14 protein-coding genes and 3 pseudogenes are annotated in these 16,206 nt (G+C 62.7%); 8 read left to right on the top strand and 9 right to left on the bottom strand.

Translation table 11 applies throughout. The features are described from left to right. Positions 1-36: 36 nt before the first annotated feature. Complete coding sequence (locus tag ACFVTD_RS15055; RefSeq protein WP_387564426.1) at positions 37-1,317, bottom strand: hypothetical protein; 1,281 nt, start codon at positions 1,315-1,317, stop codon at positions 37-39. 1,833 nt (positions 1,318-3,150) lie between these two features. Here ACFVTD_RS15055 and ACFVTD_RS15050 point away from each other — a divergent pair. Together ACFVTD_RS15050 and ACFVTD_RS15045 are read left to right on the top strand one after the other, a co-directional pair. After that, positions 3,151-3,447 (top strand): hypothetical protein, encoded by a 297-nt coding sequence (locus ACFVTD_RS15050; protein WP_387564424.1) that lies wholly within the window; start codon positions 3,151-3,153, stop codon positions 3,445-3,447. Between the two features lie 1,065 nt (positions 3,448-4,512). Continuing rightward, positions 4,513-4,749 (top strand): annotated as a pseudogene (locus ACFVTD_RS15045) (transposase); the annotation flags it as partial. Between the two features lie 20 nt (positions 4,750-4,769). Here ACFVTD_RS15045 and ACFVTD_RS15040 read toward each other — a convergent pair. Then, positions 4,770-5,819, bottom strand: coding sequence for an IS110 family transposase (locus tag ACFVTD_RS15040; RefSeq protein ID WP_366280300.1), 1,050 nt, complete (start codon positions 5,817-5,819; stop codon positions 4,770-4,772). 254 nt (positions 5,820-6,073) lie between these two features. Here ACFVTD_RS15040 and ACFVTD_RS15035 point away from each other — a divergent pair. From ACFVTD_RS15035 to ACFVTD_RS15015, 5 genes and pseudogenes are all read left to right on the top strand, one after another. Then, positions 6,074-6,929: pseudogene (locus ACFVTD_RS15035) on the top strand (IS3 family transposase); the annotation flags it as partial. A 19-nt stretch (positions 6,930-6,948) separates the two neighbouring features. Next, a complete protein-coding gene (locus ACFVTD_RS15030; protein WP_387564422.1) occupies positions 6,949-7,491 on the top strand; it encodes a PASTA domain-containing protein in 543 nt (180 codons plus the stop codon). 220 nt (positions 7,492-7,711) lie between these two features. Continuing rightward, positions 7,712-7,885 carry a CsbD family protein gene (locus tag ACFVTD_RS15025; RefSeq protein WP_387564420.1) on the top strand — a complete coding sequence of 58 codons (174 nt, stop codon included), beginning with the start codon at positions 7,712-7,714 and terminating at the stop codon, positions 7,883-7,885. Between the two features lie 146 nt (positions 7,886-8,031). Continuing rightward, the gene (locus ACFVTD_RS15020; protein ID WP_387564418.1) at positions 8,032-8,157 is read left to right on the top strand and encodes a hypothetical protein; all 126 of its coding nucleotides are present in this window, start codon (positions 8,032-8,034) and stop codon (positions 8,155-8,157) included. Positions 8,158-8,161: 4 nt separating this feature from the next. After that, complete coding sequence (locus ACFVTD_RS15015; RefSeq protein ID WP_387564416.1) at positions 8,162-8,536, top strand: hypothetical protein; 375 nt, start codon at positions 8,162-8,164, stop codon at positions 8,534-8,536. 595 nt (positions 8,537-9,131) lie between these two features. Here the strand turns inward: ACFVTD_RS15015 and ACFVTD_RS15010 are convergent. From ACFVTD_RS15010 to ACFVTD_RS14985, 6 genes are all read right to left on the bottom strand, one after another. After that, on the bottom strand, positions 9,132-9,431 hold the full coding sequence (locus ACFVTD_RS15010) for an antibiotic biosynthesis monooxygenase family protein (RefSeq protein ID WP_387564414.1): 300 nt from the start codon (positions 9,429-9,431) through the stop codon (positions 9,132-9,134). Further along, entirely contained in the window at positions 9,428-9,886 is a 459-nt protein-coding gene (locus tag ACFVTD_RS15005) for a cupin domain-containing protein (RefSeq protein ID WP_387564412.1), read from the bottom strand. Before ACFVTD_RS15005 ends, ACFVTD_RS15010 begins: the two co-directional genes overlap by 4 nt. Before the next feature lie 14 nt (positions 9,887-9,900). Beyond that, positions 9,901-11,292, bottom strand: coding sequence for an NAD-dependent succinate-semialdehyde dehydrogenase (locus tag ACFVTD_RS15000; protein WP_387564410.1), 1,392 nt, complete (start codon positions 11,290-11,292; stop codon positions 9,901-9,903). A 28-nt stretch (positions 11,293-11,320) separates the two neighbouring features. After that, entirely contained in the window at positions 11,321-12,406 is a 1,086-nt protein-coding gene (locus tag ACFVTD_RS14995; RefSeq protein WP_387564408.1) for an isocitrate/isopropylmalate dehydrogenase family protein, read from the bottom strand. A gap of 49 nt (positions 12,407-12,455) precedes the next feature. Further along, entirely contained in the window at positions 12,456-13,727 is a 1,272-nt protein-coding gene (locus ACFVTD_RS14990) for a 2-hydroxycarboxylate transporter family protein (RefSeq protein WP_387564406.1), read from the bottom strand. Positions 13,728-13,840: 113 nt separating this feature from the next. After that, entirely contained in the window at positions 13,841-14,731 is an 891-nt protein-coding gene (locus ACFVTD_RS14985) for an amidohydrolase family protein (RefSeq protein WP_387564404.1), read from the bottom strand. A gap of 166 nt (positions 14,732-14,897) precedes the next feature. On the opposite strand from ACFVTD_RS14985, the gene ACFVTD_RS14980 reads away from it, so the two are divergent. Then, entirely contained in the window at positions 14,898-15,785 is an 888-nt protein-coding gene (locus ACFVTD_RS14980; protein ID WP_387564402.1) for a GntR family transcriptional regulator, read from the top strand. Positions 15,786-15,802: 17 nt separating this feature from the next. Here ACFVTD_RS14980 and ACFVTD_RS14975 read toward each other — a convergent pair. Beyond that, positions 15,803-16,206 (bottom strand): annotated as a pseudogene (locus tag ACFVTD_RS14975) (hypothetical protein); the annotation flags it as partial.

The following is a 16,206-nucleotide window of genomic DNA, read 5'->3' as shown; positions in this document are numbered from 1 at the left end:
CCCAGGACGCCGACGTCAGGATATAGAAAACATGCCCTAAGCGCCCCCGAGTGTTCTGAGTAGATTGTTCAATGTTTTCTGCTCTGTGGCCGGGTTCGGGGCGTGTGAGCGGACCGCGGACAGGACCGGGTCGATTTGCTTGTCGATGTAGTTCCACGCGGCGCAGTCGGCGGCGTTCAGCGCGTCCTGCTTCTGGTCCCAGGCTGTCTCAAGGTCCGTTACCCGGCTCGAGGCTGCGGACTTGTCGCCCTTTTGAACCAGGGCCAGAGTATCGGAGGCGATGGTGCGGAACTCTTCGATGTCCGTGGCCGGGAAGTGCGCCTGCGCCGCTGTTTGTGCCTCTGCCTGGGTTAGTGCGGCGGAACCGGGACCACAACTTGGTGCCGACCCCTTTTCGGCTGCCACACTGGCGTGCGGCAGGCTGTTCGTAAATACGAGGAGCGCAATCGTGGCCGCAGCAACGACGGCGAGGATCCCCAGTGCGGCACGCCGCCGTGCCGGGGCCGCGGCCGGGGGCGTCGGTCCCGACGCGCCTTGAGTGCTTTGGGCGATGTCGGCTTTACTGATCGATAGATACACCACGGTGACGAGGATAGCGACGAGGAAGACGATGCTCGTCGTCAGGGTGCCAAGGCCCAGTCCGCCCTCGTCCGGGGCCAGCCCGAGCCAGTCTCCGGTGTTCGCTCCGAGGGGACGGGTGAGGATGTACGCGATCCAGAACGCGAGGACGGGGTCGGCACCAAAGCGCCAAAGGGCGGTCACGATACCGATGAGTGCCAGGGGCAGCAGGATCGAGCTGCCAGGGCCCCAGCCGGTGAGTTCGAGAGTCCAATCCCCGAGGGCCGTGCCCAAAGCGAAAGTCACAAGAACAGCGAGCCAGTAGAAGGCCTCCCGTGGCAGGGAGACGATGCTGTGGATGGAAAGGGTCCGTTCCTTGGCATACCAGATGCCGAAGACAACGGCGAGCACGGCAGAAAACACCACGGCGCTCAGCCACAGCGGCACGCCGGCCTGATCCGTGAGCAGGTCAGTGTAAAGGGTTCCAGAGATACTCATCACGACGACGGTGAGCCAGTACACGGCGGGGACGTAACGCCGCAGACGTATCTGCGCAGCAAGCACGACCGCCAAAACCACAGTGAAGATGATCGCGGTCGGGACCAGCCCGACGCCGAGGGCCACGTTGATGAAATCAGCGAAGCTCTCCCCCACGGTGGTACAAAGAATCTTGATAACCCAGAACCAGACCGTGATCTCGGGGACTTTACTCAACATCCGTCCCGTGAAGGGCGGGGCTGTCACCTCTCCTGTACTCACAGCTGCACTCCCTCACTCGATTCCCGTCAACACCGCCCACACGGCAGTGTGAGCTGAGTCTCACACGACAGACTGGGAAAAAACCCAAAGCAAGAGAAAGAAATGGTCAGAAAGTGCGGCAGCACCTTCACAGCGCTCGGGAAATTGTTGCGGGTCCTCCTTCCCACTGGATCCCGACTCACCCGGCCAGGGCAGATTCCGAGCAGAGCCGGCGCTTCACCGCCATTAGCGTCAGGCTGCGAGCAGCGATGACAAGCAGGGCCTTCGGACGCCGCCGACGAATCGGACCACTCATACGACACGCGCCGCGACACGCACCGGCGGCCGGAAGGGCCGTCTCAGCAACGCCGCTGAGTGCCGTGTCTCTTCCCAGGCAGCGCGGGTGGACGAAGCCGGACGGTGGAAAGCGCGCGGACGTTCAAGGCGGTAGCGTGGACCTGATCACGGGGGCCTTACGGGGAACCTGCTGGGACGGCCGTGCGCCGAAAGGAATTTGTGACAACCTCCTCCCGGGCCGGCGATGTGAGGACCACACGTCGGCGGGGTCTTGGGCGGTGGAGACTTGGTGTTCTGCGTAGCTGCCCCGTCAAGGTGGGTTTTGTTATTGTCTCCTGTTCCCCGGGCCTGCCTCCGACCAGGCCCGCTCGTGGGAGAGCCGACTCGGCGCATGCGGGTGTGGGGCCAACTCGTTACCAGATCATTGCTGGACGCTTTTGACCTCGGCGGTCCCGGCCCAGGATCTGCCCGGTTATGTTGGGGATCCTTCTCGTACTGGTGGCAAATGTTCCTTGGAGCGCCGGATGGGCAGCGTGCAATTCGTTGCGGCGGCATTGGGAAAGGTACTAAGTAAGGAGAAACTAGCGTCCACCGTTCGCCACTTCATTCCAATACGTGTGCGACCCGGTCAGACGGCCAGGATGGCAACCAGACGACCGTACGCTCCTCGACAACGCCCAAATACAGCCGCCACCTCCAGGCGGAATCCGATTACAGCACACCCCACCCTGACGTAGGGGTTGCCTGACTAGGGAGGACTCAGGCCCGTCGATCGGGGTCGGTCATATTTTGGGGACGCCGCAGAGTCACTAGAACTCTCATCCCAGCCCCTGCGCCAGGCGCACCCTCATCAAATCCAATTTTACGGAACCATTTCGGCGACTCTCGAACTGTCGCATCCCGAATCCACGTCCCTTTTGCTGTCGGGATGAGATCTGAGAAGGTCGCGAGCCACTGTCAGTAAAACGGAGTATTCCGCGTCATTCTGACGTCGATTCGTATCTCGGATTTAGGTGCACCAGACGAGGACGGAGACCAGCGGCACGGATTGCCTCTCTGCCCCGCCCGCGTCCAACGCAACTCGCCGGCGACGTGCCTTCGGAGACACAATCGCCCCCTGACGGAGTCTCGATTATCGGCACGTGAAAGGAGCCGGTGAAGAGAGTCTGAAAGGGTTGTCCTTCGGCTCGCGGCGCCAGTTTCCTCAGTCTATTCGTGTGGTCGAACGACGACGGTCAGTGCCTTGTCCGCGGCCAAAACGTGCAGGCGAAGGCATCGTCAAGGGCTCAGCTGAGACGATGATCTCGACCACCCATTGCGAGTAGTTCATTGCCGGTAGTGATTTAAAGGAAGCCAAAAGATCCAGGGCAGGTCTGAGGGCTACGACCTACGCACACCCGCCCTTCCATTCCGTGAACGGATTGGAGAACCTGTGATGCAGGGCCCCGCATGACATGCCGAAAGACCGTTGACGGTGCCGCGCGCCGAGCGTAAACCGGGACTGTCAGTTCGATCGCGGGCGCGGTTTGCGTGCCCGCAAATGCAAAGGAGCACGAAATGGCTGTCGCAATCATCATGGAATTCCCCGGTGCCACCCTGGCGCAATACGAAGAAGTCAACCAGAAAATGGGCCTCACCCCGGGCGGCCCCGGACCGGCAGGATCCATCTCCCACTGGGCCGCCGAGACGGACGGCAAGCTGCTCATCACCGACGTATGGGAATCCCGCGAACAGTACGACAAGTTCGCCCAGGAGAAAATCGGGCCGCTAAGCATGGAGGCCGGCTTCCCTGCACCCCCGACGACCACCTATTACGAGGTCGCCAACTACTTCACCCCCAACTCGGCCGTCTGACGCAACGCTTTCAGGCCGCCGCGAAAGGAATCGAGAGCGCCCTGGCAGAGTGATCCGCAAAAGCCCCGGCAAACCAGAAGGAACCCGGTCCTTCGGGGACGGCAAAGGAAAACTGGACCTCGTTGACCTGCAGAACGGAGCCGGGATGGCAATGGTCCATTACGTCATGTCCGGACGCGTGGAAGTCGTACCTGGCAACCATCAAATTCGAATTTTGATCACGCGGCGTTAAGATCATCGGGCTGTCAGTAGATTCGAGGGCTGGGAAGGGACTCCATGTGGCCGGCGATTTGTCTCGGTCTGCGGGCATTAGTCCGTATGCAAGGAGGAAGCCCGGCAGTATATTTAGATCAGGTCTCTGGCTACCGGGTTTTTCATAGTTTGCCGTGTGGGGGGCGCCTGCGAACCGCAAGAATCGTAGGTAACTATGCCGCTGCAAAGTTCTCGGTATGGTTTTACTCAGCACTGCATGACGCTTGTTCCGGCGGTTCTTCTGAGCGTCGGATTGCTGCACGCGCCCGGTGAACCGATACGTGCCCATCTTGAAACCACTAGGGACAAGGTCCTTCCCCAAAGCAGCACTCAGGCCCACACGGATGATCCCTGGAGCAGCTTCCCGTTCAATTCCCGGGAACTCTGGAAGTTCCGGCTCATTACCAGGCGTTGAGACACTCCACGGATTCCTACTCCTTCGAAGGACACGGTGCGTTTTGCCGTGGTTTCAACGTTCGCCCGGGTGGAGAACGGACCTTCCATCCAGGCACGGTGATCAGGAAGACAGGCTCTGTGGCCTCGAGATCACCGAGGGAAACCGCGGGGACGTAAAGCTGTCCGTATCGACAAGGGTGATTTTGGTAGGGGCCATTGGTCCGGATCGGTATAGGGACAGTGGGCGACGTAGTGCACTGTTGATTGCCCGAATCACCATTGTCGGCGTTGAACAGGACTAGTGGGAGGTACCTAAGATGGCCCGTCCCACCCTGCGTTTTGGCGGGCATCGTCCGTGGCTGGTACCGCGGGCGCAGGCAGGTACGTGAAGCAGGGCAGTCGGCCTGCTTCACGGCTGTGGCCCGCAAGGGCGAGGCGCCGCCGCTGGCGCAAATTGCTAAGGATTTCGGGCTTTCGGTCACGACGCTGAAGCGGTGGATTGCTATCGCCGAACGCAAGGAAACCGGCGCTGGCCCGGCAGCGGGTGAGTCGGCGGAGGTGCGGGAGCTGAAGAAGCGCAACCGCCTGTTGGAGCAGGAGAATGAGATTTTGCGCCGGGCTGCTGCCTATTTGGCGAGGGACATCAACCCAAAATGACTCTTCTATGGCGTCTGTCAAGCCATGGTGGTTTGGAGTTGGCGGAAGATGGAGCGGCAGACGTAGCGTTTGAGGTTCCGGCGGATCTCGCGGTTTGATTTGCCTGTTGCCCGGCTGCGGGCGACGTAGTCCTTGGTTGCGGGGTCGAAGCTCATTCGGGTGCGGACGATGACGTCGAAGGCGCGGTTGAGTTGACGGTCGCCAGAGCGGTTGAGCCGGTGTCTGGTGGTGTTACCGGAGGATGCAGGGCGTGGCGCCACACCTCCGAGGGCGGCAAAGGCCGCCTCTGAACGGATCCGGCCGTGGTGGGAGTAGGCGCAGATGATGATCGCCCCGGTTACGGGACCGACTCCGGGTGTGGTTTGGAGTCCTGGAGCCAGTTCTTCGGTAAGTTGGGCCAAGGCCTTGTGATTTTCGGCGAGCTGAGTCGTGAGGTCTTTGACGGCCGATGCCAGGCGTTTGGCTTCGGCCCGTGCAATTCGAAGCATGGGGTCCACGGTGTTGGAGCTGCGCCAGGCTGCGATGGTGCTGATCTGAGCATCCCGCAGGGATGACCGGGCGTCGATTCCGAGGTCGGTGCCGCGGAGTAAGGCTGTGAGGGCGTTGCGGTTGGCTGTCCGTTGGTGATCCAGCAGGGACCGGGAGGCCAACAGGATCCTGATCGCTGCCCGGGTTCCGGCCGCGCGTGGTTCCATGACTTGCTCGCGGGGACGTCCAAGGACCGAGCGGGCGGCGGCTTCGGCGTCGATGGGATCGGACTTGCCGGTCAGGGCCCGTGACGAGCGTGCCGGTGGCCTGACTTCGCCCACGTCGATGCCGACCGCCAGCAGTGCTTGGGTGAGTTGGGCGCCGTAGGAGGATGTGCCTTCGACCGCTGCGAAGACCTTCTCCTCGCCGGTGCGGCGCCGGATCCAGGTGATAGCTCGGTCCATTCCTGCGGAGGTGGCTGGGAACACCGCGGTGTCGACCACGGCACCGGTCGCGCAGTGAACGGCTGTGAATGTGTGGGTGCGGGAGTGGGTGTCGACTCCGACGACGAACTCGAATTCCTCTGCGATGATCGCCATTGTGTGCTCTCCTCTTCTTATTAACCCGGTTAGGTGACAGGAACCTGCCTGGGTCGCTTGGAGACGCATCTGTAACGGGTCACACCCAACTGGTGGACAGTCTTCTGATCAGGTCATCCGCGCGGGCAGGCCGTGCCCGGAGAATGGTGCGGACAAGTCATTTTCAAGACACCGCCTGAGCGGGTCGGATATACCCTGAGTCACACGCCGTCCTCCGGGACCAGCCTGCCAGCCGACCTCGGGCCGGCACCTGACCATTACAGATCTACCCGCTGGTCACGGATCTTGCCGCCGACGGTGTTCCAGTGGCGGTGACCTGCAGGGTGTTGGGATTCAGCAAGCAAGGCTATTACCGGTGGAGAGCCAGCCCGCTGACGTACCGGGACTGGGCGGACGCGCACCTGGTCAAGGCCGCCTTGGACATCCATGCCGACGATCCGGCGTTCGGGTACCGGTTTATCGCCGACGAGCTCCCTGAGAAGGGCATCATGGCGGGTGAGAACAGGGTTCAGCGCTTGTGCCGGGACCACGGCATCTGGTCCGTGTTCTCCAAGAAGCGTGGCCTGAACCGGAAGCCAGGACCGCCTGTCCACGATGACCTGGTGGAACGGGACTTCACCGCCGGGGCGCCGAACGAGCTGTGGCTGACCGACATCACCGAGCACCCCACTGCCGAGGGGAAGCTCTACCTCTGCGCGATCAAGGACGTCTATTCCGGGAGGATCGTCGGCTACTCGATGGACTCGCGGATGAAATCTTCGCTGGCGGTGGCCGCGCTGGAGAACGCGGTCCGGGCACGCCGGCCGGCAGGCACCGTGGTGCACTCGGACCGCGGGTCCCAGTTCCGGTCCCGCCGCTTCGTCGAATCCCTCCGGCACCACGGGCTCACAGGATCGATGGGCCGAGTCGGTGCGCGCGGACAACGCCGCCATGGAATCGTTCTTCTCGCTGCTCCAGAAAAACGTCCTGGACCGTCAGCGGTGGCTCACACGCCAGGAACTCCGGCTGGCAATCACGACCTGGATTGAGCGGACCTACCACCGCCGGCGACGGCAAAGACGGCTGGGAAAACTCACGCCGATCGAATTAATTCGAAGGTGCCGCAGGTGACCCAAGTTAGGCTTCGACCATGCGTAAGACGTGCGCGATGCTGGGCGCCGCCGTTATGGGCCTGACCGGCTGCCACGCCGAGCCGGTGTCGGGCCCGTCGGCTCCGCCGCCTGTGTCGCCGCCAGCAGCGGCCTCACCGCTGAAGGTGATCCTGGAGAACTTTGTGGGAGACAGGCTCGACGACGTGGAGAACGCTCTGGACCAGCTGAAGCTGAAGCACGAGGCGGTGTCCGGGGATGGCAAGAAGGTCCTCGTGGCGTCGAACTGGACGGTGACGGACCAGGACCCGGCTGCCGGCACCGAAGTGAAAACAGGCAGTACCGTGCGGCTGACCGTCGCCGAGGCGGCCTCCCCACACTCGGCGCCAATGAGTAATCCCTCTTCCCGTGGCGACGTCCGCCGGGGCCGTGGGGTAGGTTCCACCGGCACTGCAGAGCCAGCCAGCCGCGGCCGTGTCTTCGGCCAAGGACATGCGCTGCATCTGCTCTCCATGGGCAACCTGGTGGAGGTGCTCCTTGTCCTGGCCCCGGCTTTGGCCTGGATCAGTCTGCCCTCATCGTGATAGATCTTCCGGCTACGCGCCGTCGGAACAGCAAGGCCGTGCCAACGGAAGGCAGTCCGTGTTAAGTTGCGGAACACGAAACAACCTCCACCCATCAGGCGCCCGTTCCGGAGAAGAGAACACACTCAAACCGGGGCTGAGACTTGGCATTCCAATTCCTAAGCATGCTTAGTATGGGGTAGCTGAATGCGAACGGCTACCAACCAGGGGAGGAAAAACCATGGGATTGGGCGACAAGATTGAGAACGCTGCCGAGAAGGCAGGCGGCAAGGGCAAGGAAGCGGCCGGTAGCGCCACGGGCGATGAGAGCCTGAAGGCCGAAGGCCACGCTGACCAGGCCAAGGGCGATGTGAAGCAGGCCGGCGAAAAGGTCAAGGACGCCTTCAAGCACTGACAGACATCATGGGAAGGGCGCGCTCAGCGAACGGGGCGCGCCTTTTTCGTGACCTGAGACACCCTCACCATCACCGTCCCCTAGGCTTAGGCCAACGACTATCTGGGGGTAGTAATGAGTTTGAGTCCGGCTTTCGGCGTCCGGGTGTGCTGTACGCCGTCTTCACGGTGGTGCTGGCGATGATGGCGGTGTACGCCCTGGTACTGGTCATCATCTTCCTGCGGTTGCGGATCGCCGAGCTCAAGCGGGCCGCGCGGAACCCGGTTGAATAGCGGCATGAGCATGATGGCCAGCCGTACGCCCAAAGAAGACGTCCTTGTCGGTGGCCTGGATGACTGGGCCTACCCTGGCTGGGTAAATGCGAGTACACACGTCGCCGGAATCACTGACCCCTCTCTTCGACGGACGCTCACCATCGGTCTGATCGCCGAACTCCTCGTCGAGGGACTGATGATCGCCGGGGACGTTGACGAGGACGGGCACCATCCTTGGCCCCACTCGCCGGGTGATGCCGTCGAGCAGATGACCCGCACGTGGCGGACGGACTGGCGGGACACCGTCCCGACCCCGGGAGCCATCATGTGGCTCGCCAATACGGAGGCCGGCAACCGGGTGGGCCAAGCCGTACTTGCGCGCGAAGCCTCGAATTAACATGACCGACGGCAGGCGCAGCGCACCGAACTCGGAGTCGGTCCTGATGTACCGCAAGGGCATCCCCGCGTCCAAAATTGCGGCGGGAGCCGGGGGCGCGGCGTCTGTGGTGCGCAACCACCTGTCCATCGCCGGCAAGCAGGACCCGGGCCTGCGCCAAGAGCACAAGGCGGCCCTACCCGCGCCGCCGCCACGGGTGACCGATGCGGGCCGCCGGAACGTGGCAGTCGCTCGGCTGAATCATTTGTTCGGGAGGTTGTGCTCGCTCTGTTCGTTTGGGACGGGTATGGACCCTGGAATGGGCTGGACGCTGATGCTCCGGCTCCTGGAAAGCCGGAGCATCAGAATCAGGCCCGGTAGAGAGTGATCGGGTCTGTGGACAGGTGAAGTGTTCGGTAGCCGGTTCCGCGGCGGGTTAGCCAAATCATTGAACCGTCCGGGCTCAGGGTATCCACGCATGCCGTTGTCAGGATTCCGGTCTCGTCCAGCACTTCGACCAGATCGTCGGGAAATAGTTGTGTCCATTTCCGGACAGGCCGCCCTTTAGGCAGGACGGAAGCGCTCGGCTGGGCGCTATGGAGTTTCCTTGGCATGATCAGAACCCGGTGTAGGCGTGCTGAAGATGCTTCACCCGGGGCGGTTCCGCGAAGTGGGGGCTGACAAGCTGGCGCCACTTGGCGAAGCCGGGTGAGTTGCGGAAGCCTTCGGTGTGGTCCCCGACGGTGGCCCAACCAACGGTGAGGGTGTACTCGTTGGGAATCTCCACCGTGCGGTCCAGCCGGAAGCTCAGTGCACCCTGGGCCTGTTGGAAATAGGGCACTGCCTGGGCAGCTGCTTCTTCGAAGTCCTTTTCCGAGCCGGGCTTGATGGTGAGGGAGGCGATTTCGTGGATCACGCCGTCGCTCCTTCTGTCAGTGCGGCCTGGTTGGCCTGCTCTTCGTCGATGCGGTTGCGTTCCGTGCTGCCGGCCATGGTGCGGGTGGCATCGATGGCTGCGTAGGTCCAGAAGATCTTCATTTCTTCTGTGTCCGAGGCGTTGCGGAACCGGTGGATGATGTTGGCTGGCACGAACGTAGTGTCGTAGGTGTTCAGGAAGTACTCCGTGCCGTCGATATCCACCCAGGCAGTGCCTTCGATGACCATTACGGATTCGACCACGTTGTGGCTGTGGTGGCCGATCGCAGCGCCGGGGTTGAAGGTGGTGATCCCGTTCAGGAAAGCCGTAGCTCCAAGATGGGAGCCGACCAGCGGCACCGTAGATGCGCCATTGCCGCGGTCCTTGCGGGGCAGCTCGTCAGGGCGCAGGATCACGGCGTCCACAGAGCTGATGCTTGTGCTAATGCGTGTCATTAGGTGTCGTCCTTTTAGTCGACGGCGGCGGGAGTGGGTGCCGGGCCGGTCCAGAAAGTCTTCATGTTGGTGAATTCGCGGATGCCGTAGGAGCCCAGCTCCCGACCGTAGCCGGACTTCTTAATACCGCCGAAAGGCAGGCGCGGATCGGAGGCGACCATACCGTTGATGAAGACGGCACCCGCATCGATCTTTGGCAGAAGATCACGGGCTGCGGTTTCGGTGTCACCGGTCCAGAGGGCGGCGCCGAGGCCGTACTCCGTTTGGTTGGCCAAGGCGATGGCTTCCTGGGTGGAGGAAACACGCACGATTGCGGCGACGGGGCCGAAAGTTTCCTCGTCGAAGGCGGCTTGGCCGGGAACGACGTGGTCGATGATGGTCGGTTCGTAGAAGTAGCCGGGGCCATCAACAACGTTTCCGCCGAGCAGGACCTTGCCGCCGGCTTCAATCGTGCGGGTGACCTGATCGTGGAGTTCGGCACGGAGGTTTTCGCGGGCCATCGGACCGATGGTGGTGGCCCGGTCGTGGGGGTCCCCGACGACGAGCGCCTTGGTGTTGGCGAGGAACTCGGCGACGAACTCGTCGGCGATCTTTTCATCGACGATGAAGCGCTTGGCGTTCACACAGGACTGCCCATTGTTGGTGAAGCGTGCTTTCACGGCGACCTTAGCCGCTGCTTTGATGTCGGCATCGGCCAGCACGATGAAGGGGTCGGAGCCACCCAGCTCGAGGACCTGCTTCTTGAGCGCGGCGCCGGCCTGGGAGGCGACGATCTGGCCTACCTGGGTGGAGCCGGTCAGGGTGACTGCAGCGATCCGGTCGTCGGCGATGAGCGCGGCGACCCGGTTCGACTCGATGAGCACCGTGGAGAACAGACCTTCCGGAAGACCGGCTTTGTCCATGATCTCTTCAACGGCGAGGGCTGCCTGGGGGACGTTGTTGGCATGCTTCAGGATGGCCCCGTTGCCCGCCGCGATGGCGGGAAGGATGAAGCGGAAGAACTGCCAGAACGGGTAGTTCCACGGCATGATTGCCAGGACGACGCCGAGGGGGTCGAAGACGACGCCGCTGTCTTCGGCGCTGGAGGCGATGTTCTCAGGGGCCAGGTGCGCGGGAGCGGTTTCGGCGTAGTAGTCGGCCGTCAGGGCGCACTTTTCGATTTCGGCTTCGGCTTCGGTGATGGGCTTGCCCATCTCCAGGGTAATCAGGCGGGCGTACTCTTCCTTGCCCTCACGCAGGACTTTGGCGGTGTTGCGCAGAACCTGGACACGTTCCTCGACAGGGATCAGGCGCCATGCGTTCTGCGCCTCGGCGGCGGCCGTCAGTGCGGCGTCTACCTGGGCCTCAGTGTGCGCTTCGAAGACGATCAGTTGTTCGCCAGTGGCGGGGTTGACCGTTGAAATCATGGGGTTTTCCTAACTTGCTGGTGAAGAACTAGGCCGTGGCCTGGCTGACGGGCTCCCGGGTCAGGGACGCGATGACCTCGTCGGCGAACTCGCTGGTCCCCAGGGATCCGCCAATATCGCCGGTGCGGGTCAGAGGGTTGGACAGGACGGTTTCGACGGCCGTTTCGATCTCCGCGGCGGCGTTGATCAGTGCCTGGTTGTTGTCGCGGCGGCCGCGCCAGTCCAGGAGCATCGCTGCGGAGAGGATGAGTGAGGTGGGGTTGGCGATGCCCTTGCCGGCGATGTCGGGGGCGGAGCCGTGCTGTGCCTGGGCAACTCCGATGTCATGGCCGGCGTTCAGGGAGCCGCCCAGGCCCAGGCTGCCGGACAGTTCGGAGGCTTCGTCGGAGAGGATGTCGCCGAACATGTTGGTGGTGACGATGACGTCGAACTCGTGCGGCTTGCGGATCAGCAAGGCTGCGGCGGCGTCAACGATCAGTTCTTCGAGCTGGACGTCGGGGAATTCGGCGGCGACCTTGCGGACTTCGCGGAGGAAGAGGCCGTCGGACAGCTTGACGACGTTGGCCTTGTGGACGGCGGTGACCTTCTTGTTGCGTCCGCGGGCGATTTCGAAGGCGGCTCGGGCCACCCGCTCGGATGCCTTGGCCGTGATCTTGCGGACGCTCAGTGCAATGTTCTCGTCCGGCATGAACTCCCCGGTACCCGCGAACATGTTGCGGTCCGAGTAGAAGCCTTCGGTATTCTCGCGGACGATGACCAGGTCCATGGGGGTGCGCAGGATGCTGAGTCCCTGACGGGACCGGCAGGGCCGGACGTTCGCGAACAGTTCGAACTGGACCCGCAGTTCCGCGGAGGGGTTGAAGCCGCCCTCCTGCTTGGAGGGGTATTCGTAGTGCGATACCGGGCCCAGGATGACGCCGTCCACCTGCGGGATGCGTTCCATGACCGCAGCGGGGAGGGTCGTGCCCTGTTCGGCCAGGCTCTTCAGCCCGATGTCCTTTTGCTCGAATTCCAGGCCCAGGCCGTGGGCCTGGTCGACGACCTTCAGGACGTCGAGAGTGGTTTCGGTGATTTCGGGGCCGATGCCGTCGCCCGGGAGTACGAGGATCTTCATGGTGGTGCCTTTCAAAGCTGTTCTGGGTGGAGTCGTTGAGGGGTGACTGTTACTTGATGATGCTGATGAGGATGAGGGCTCCGGCCACCGTCAGCCCACCGCCGATGCGGGTGGCGATCTGGGCGAAGGGCATCAAACGCATCCTGTCCCCGGCGGTCAGGATGGCGATGTCGCCTGCACCGCCCATGCCGCTGTGGGTGCTGGTGATCATGGCCGTTTCGATCGGGTGGAGCTTGACCCAGCGGGCGGTGAAGAAGCCACCGGCCACCATGGCAACAACCGTGGTAACGATCGTGATCAGGTTTGCCGGAGCGAAGCCTGCAACGAGGCTCTGCCACGGTGTCTGGATGAGGCTGAACGTGAAGAGCAGGGGGAAAGCCACCGCGGTGAGGGCGAACCGGTAAACCATCTTGAGACCACCCTGGAGGCGGGGCGAGACGCCGTGGGCCAGTGCGAGCAGGACTGCAGCGAACAGCATGACCACGGGGGCGGGCCAGTCAAGGAGTTTGTTTGCCAGGACCCCGAGCAGGTACAGCGTGACTGCGACGATGCCGCCGGCGGCGACAGCCTTGAGGTCGAACCGTTCCGGCTTCCTGCCCTCTTCCAGGTTCAGGATGTCGTCACTGCCGCCACCGGCCTGCAGTTGCCCGTTGCCGGTCAAGTGAGGGAACTTCTTGCCAACGAGAGCCAGGGCCCCGGCGAGGATCACGGCGGTAAGGTTGCCCACCATGATGGGGGGCAGCACGCGGGCCAGTGCAGCACCCTGCTCCATGCCGAGAATCTGTGAGTAGCCGATGGTCAGGGGCACTGCGCCCTCGCCGACACCGCCAGCCATGATCGGCACCACGGTGAAGAAGAACGTATCGTGCAGACCCAGGCCCAGCGCGGTGCCAACGGCGGTTCCGCACACAACGGCCAGGACGCTTCCGGCCAGCAGCGGAACGAAGATCTTCACGAAGCCCTTGATCAGAACCTGCCGGTTCATGCTCAGGATGCTGCCGACGATGACGGCCGCGATGAAGAGGTTCAGGATCTTGCTGGTGGTGAAGAAATCACCCACGGCCTTCTTCATCGGCTCCGGAACCCAGCCCAGATAGCCCAAAAGTGAAGGAATGAAGGTGACCAGGACTGCGCCGCCGCCGATCTTGCGCAGCAGCGGCAGCCGGTTGCCAATCTCACCGAGCGTGAAGGCGAATACAGCGGAAATGGCGATCACCATCGCCAGTTCGCCGGTGACGCCCTTGGTGGCGGTGAAGGCGATCAGCAGGATGATCAGGAGCAGGTAGAACGGCAGCGGGATGATTCCCACATCCGTGTCCATGAGTTTCCACCAAAAGGCCCGGCCTTTAGGCGCTGGGGCTTCGGCGGCCTCTTTTGGCGGTGTAGCGGGTTCGGTCTGAGAAGACATCGTCGTCCTTGGGGAGTTGTTGGGGATTAAGAAGAGGGGAAACGGAACAGCCGGGCCGGGTTATCGACCAGAATCTGCCGCGCTGTTTCCCCAGGGCCGATCCACGTGAGGAAGGTAGAGACTTCGGCGGCGTCATCGATCTCCCGGAAGGGTTCGACGGCGGCAGGCCCACGGCGTTTCCGGGCCGCGCCGCCGCCGGTGTGCGGCCAGTCCGAGGCCCACACCAGGCGGTCGGCCCGGGCCTCGACGAGTGCACGGACTATCGAAGGGATTTGCGGCGCCGCGGCGCCTGCTTTGGCAATCCGGTAGGCGGCCGAGAGCTTGACCCAGACATGCGGCAGGGCAAGGAATCGTATGACCTGGTCCAAGCCGACCACCGTTCCGTCGTCTGCCACTGTAGCGCCGCCGAAATGGTCCAGAATGATGGGAACCGGGGAACTGGCAATGATGTCCTCGACTGCCGCAAGCGAAGTGCTGCTGCAGAAGAGCTCCACGGCAAGTCCCAACGGTTCTGCCCTGGCCATAAGCGTTTGTAAGGCTTCGCGCACGTCTGCCGCGCCGCCGTCGGGATTTGAACTTGCGTTCAGGCGCAGTCCGCGCACTCCCGCCGCATGGAGGGACGCAATGTCCTGATCCGTGGTTTCGGGTCCAATTACGGCCACCCCTCTGGAACGCTCCGGCCCGGTCACCTCCAGTGCGGCAAGCAGCGCGGAGTTGTCGGTCCCGTAAACGCTGGGCTGGACGAAGACGAACCGCTCGAGTCCAAGCGTGCCCGCAAACGCCTGCAGGTCCTGTAGGTCTGCAGAGGCGGGGGTGTAGTCCCGGCCGGAGGCGTAGGCGAACCGGTTGGGATCGAAGACGTGCACGTGGGTGTCGATTGAACCCGCTGGCACTACGCGATGAATCACGTTGGACATGTACTGCTTCCTGACTGCTCTGTGAGGTGACGTCGGTGACGTACACAACAACTATGCACCTACGCTTGGTTTTTTGCAAACAAAAAAACCACACTGGCTGAAATCGCAATGGCGGCCATTCTTCCCCGGTATGGTGGACTAGTCCGCTGCAGCAAAAGGAGTACACGTGCCAGCTGGCGCCACCGGAAGTACAGAGCTGACTTCCATGATTGAAACCAGGATCCGCACCTACCTGCGGGATGAAACTCCCGCCGTCGGGCAGCGGCTGACTGAAAGATTCCTGGCCGAGCGGCTCCGGGTCTCCCGCTCCCCCATCCGCAAGGCCCTCCAGGAACTGCAGCGCGAAGGGACGATTTCCCGTGCCGAGGGCGGGGGCTATGTCGTGGCGCGGACTGGGCCGGACGTTGTGTTGCCAGAAGAGGCATTGGACGAGGGTGACGACGCTGCCGCGTACATGAGAATTGCGGCCGACCGCCTCGATGGAATCCTGCCGGAGCGAGTGACGGAAAACGGCCTCATGCGCCGCTACGACCTCACGCGTGGGCAGGTAAACGAACTCCTGCGCCGGATCTCAGCCGAAGGCTGGATCGCGCCGCTTCCTGGATACGGCTGGGAATTCCTCCCAGTGCTCACGTCCGTTAAGTCCTACCGGGACAGCTACCACTTCCGCCTCGTCGTGGAACCGGCGGCCATCCTCGAGGATACTTTTGTTCTCGACCGTGAGGCTGTACGCGAACGGATGCTGGAACAGCAGGAACTCGTGGACGGCAAAATCTGGACCATTTCAGGTTCCGAACTCTTTGACCTGAATACCCGGTTTCACGAAACAGTCGCCAAGTGCAGCGATAACGACTTCTTCATCGAAAGCCTGGCGCGCATTAACCGTCTCCGCCGGCTGATTGAATACCGCCAGGCACTGGTGCCGGAGCGGGCCGTCCTCAGGTGCGCCGAACACGTGGAACTCGCGCAGCTGTTGCTCACGGGCGATCTTCAAGAAGCCTCCGACCACCTGCGCCGCCATCTGTCCAGCGTCGGCAGCGAGAAATCTCAGTAAGGCGGCGCAGCGCAAAATTATCGGCGTTTAAAGCACGGGAGTAGAAGTAGCTGCGCCAAGACCCGGCTCGGGCGTATTCCGACACCGTCAAATGCCTTGGTAATCGCCGCAACCTTGCTCGGGGGCAACCCCGTTGCCCTCTTCCGTTCGGTTTCCCCGCGCATGACTCCGAACATCATGTCGGTTATCCCGGTCGGGTCGCCACCTGTCCATACAAAGTACTCTCGGCGGTGTCTGCCCTCGCGCAAAGTCGTCCGTACGAAGATGACTGCGCCCAAGGCGGCGCCAATGACGGCACCTCCGAGATGGAGGGCGTCCACCTTAGGGGGCTCTTCGCGGTTCGTGGGGAAACGGGTCCCTGAGATAAGCGTCATGCCGCCGTCCGGACGGCACTTCTCAAGAGGATAACCGATTTGTAGTT

This window comes from Pseudarthrobacter sp. NPDC058119, from assembly GCF_042884655.1.
Lineage (GTDB): Bacteria > Actinomycetota > Actinomycetes > Actinomycetales > Micrococcaceae > Arthrobacter.
The sequence above is the reverse complement of the archived record's forward strand: the minus strand, read 5'-3'. Positions and strand labels throughout refer to the sequence as shown.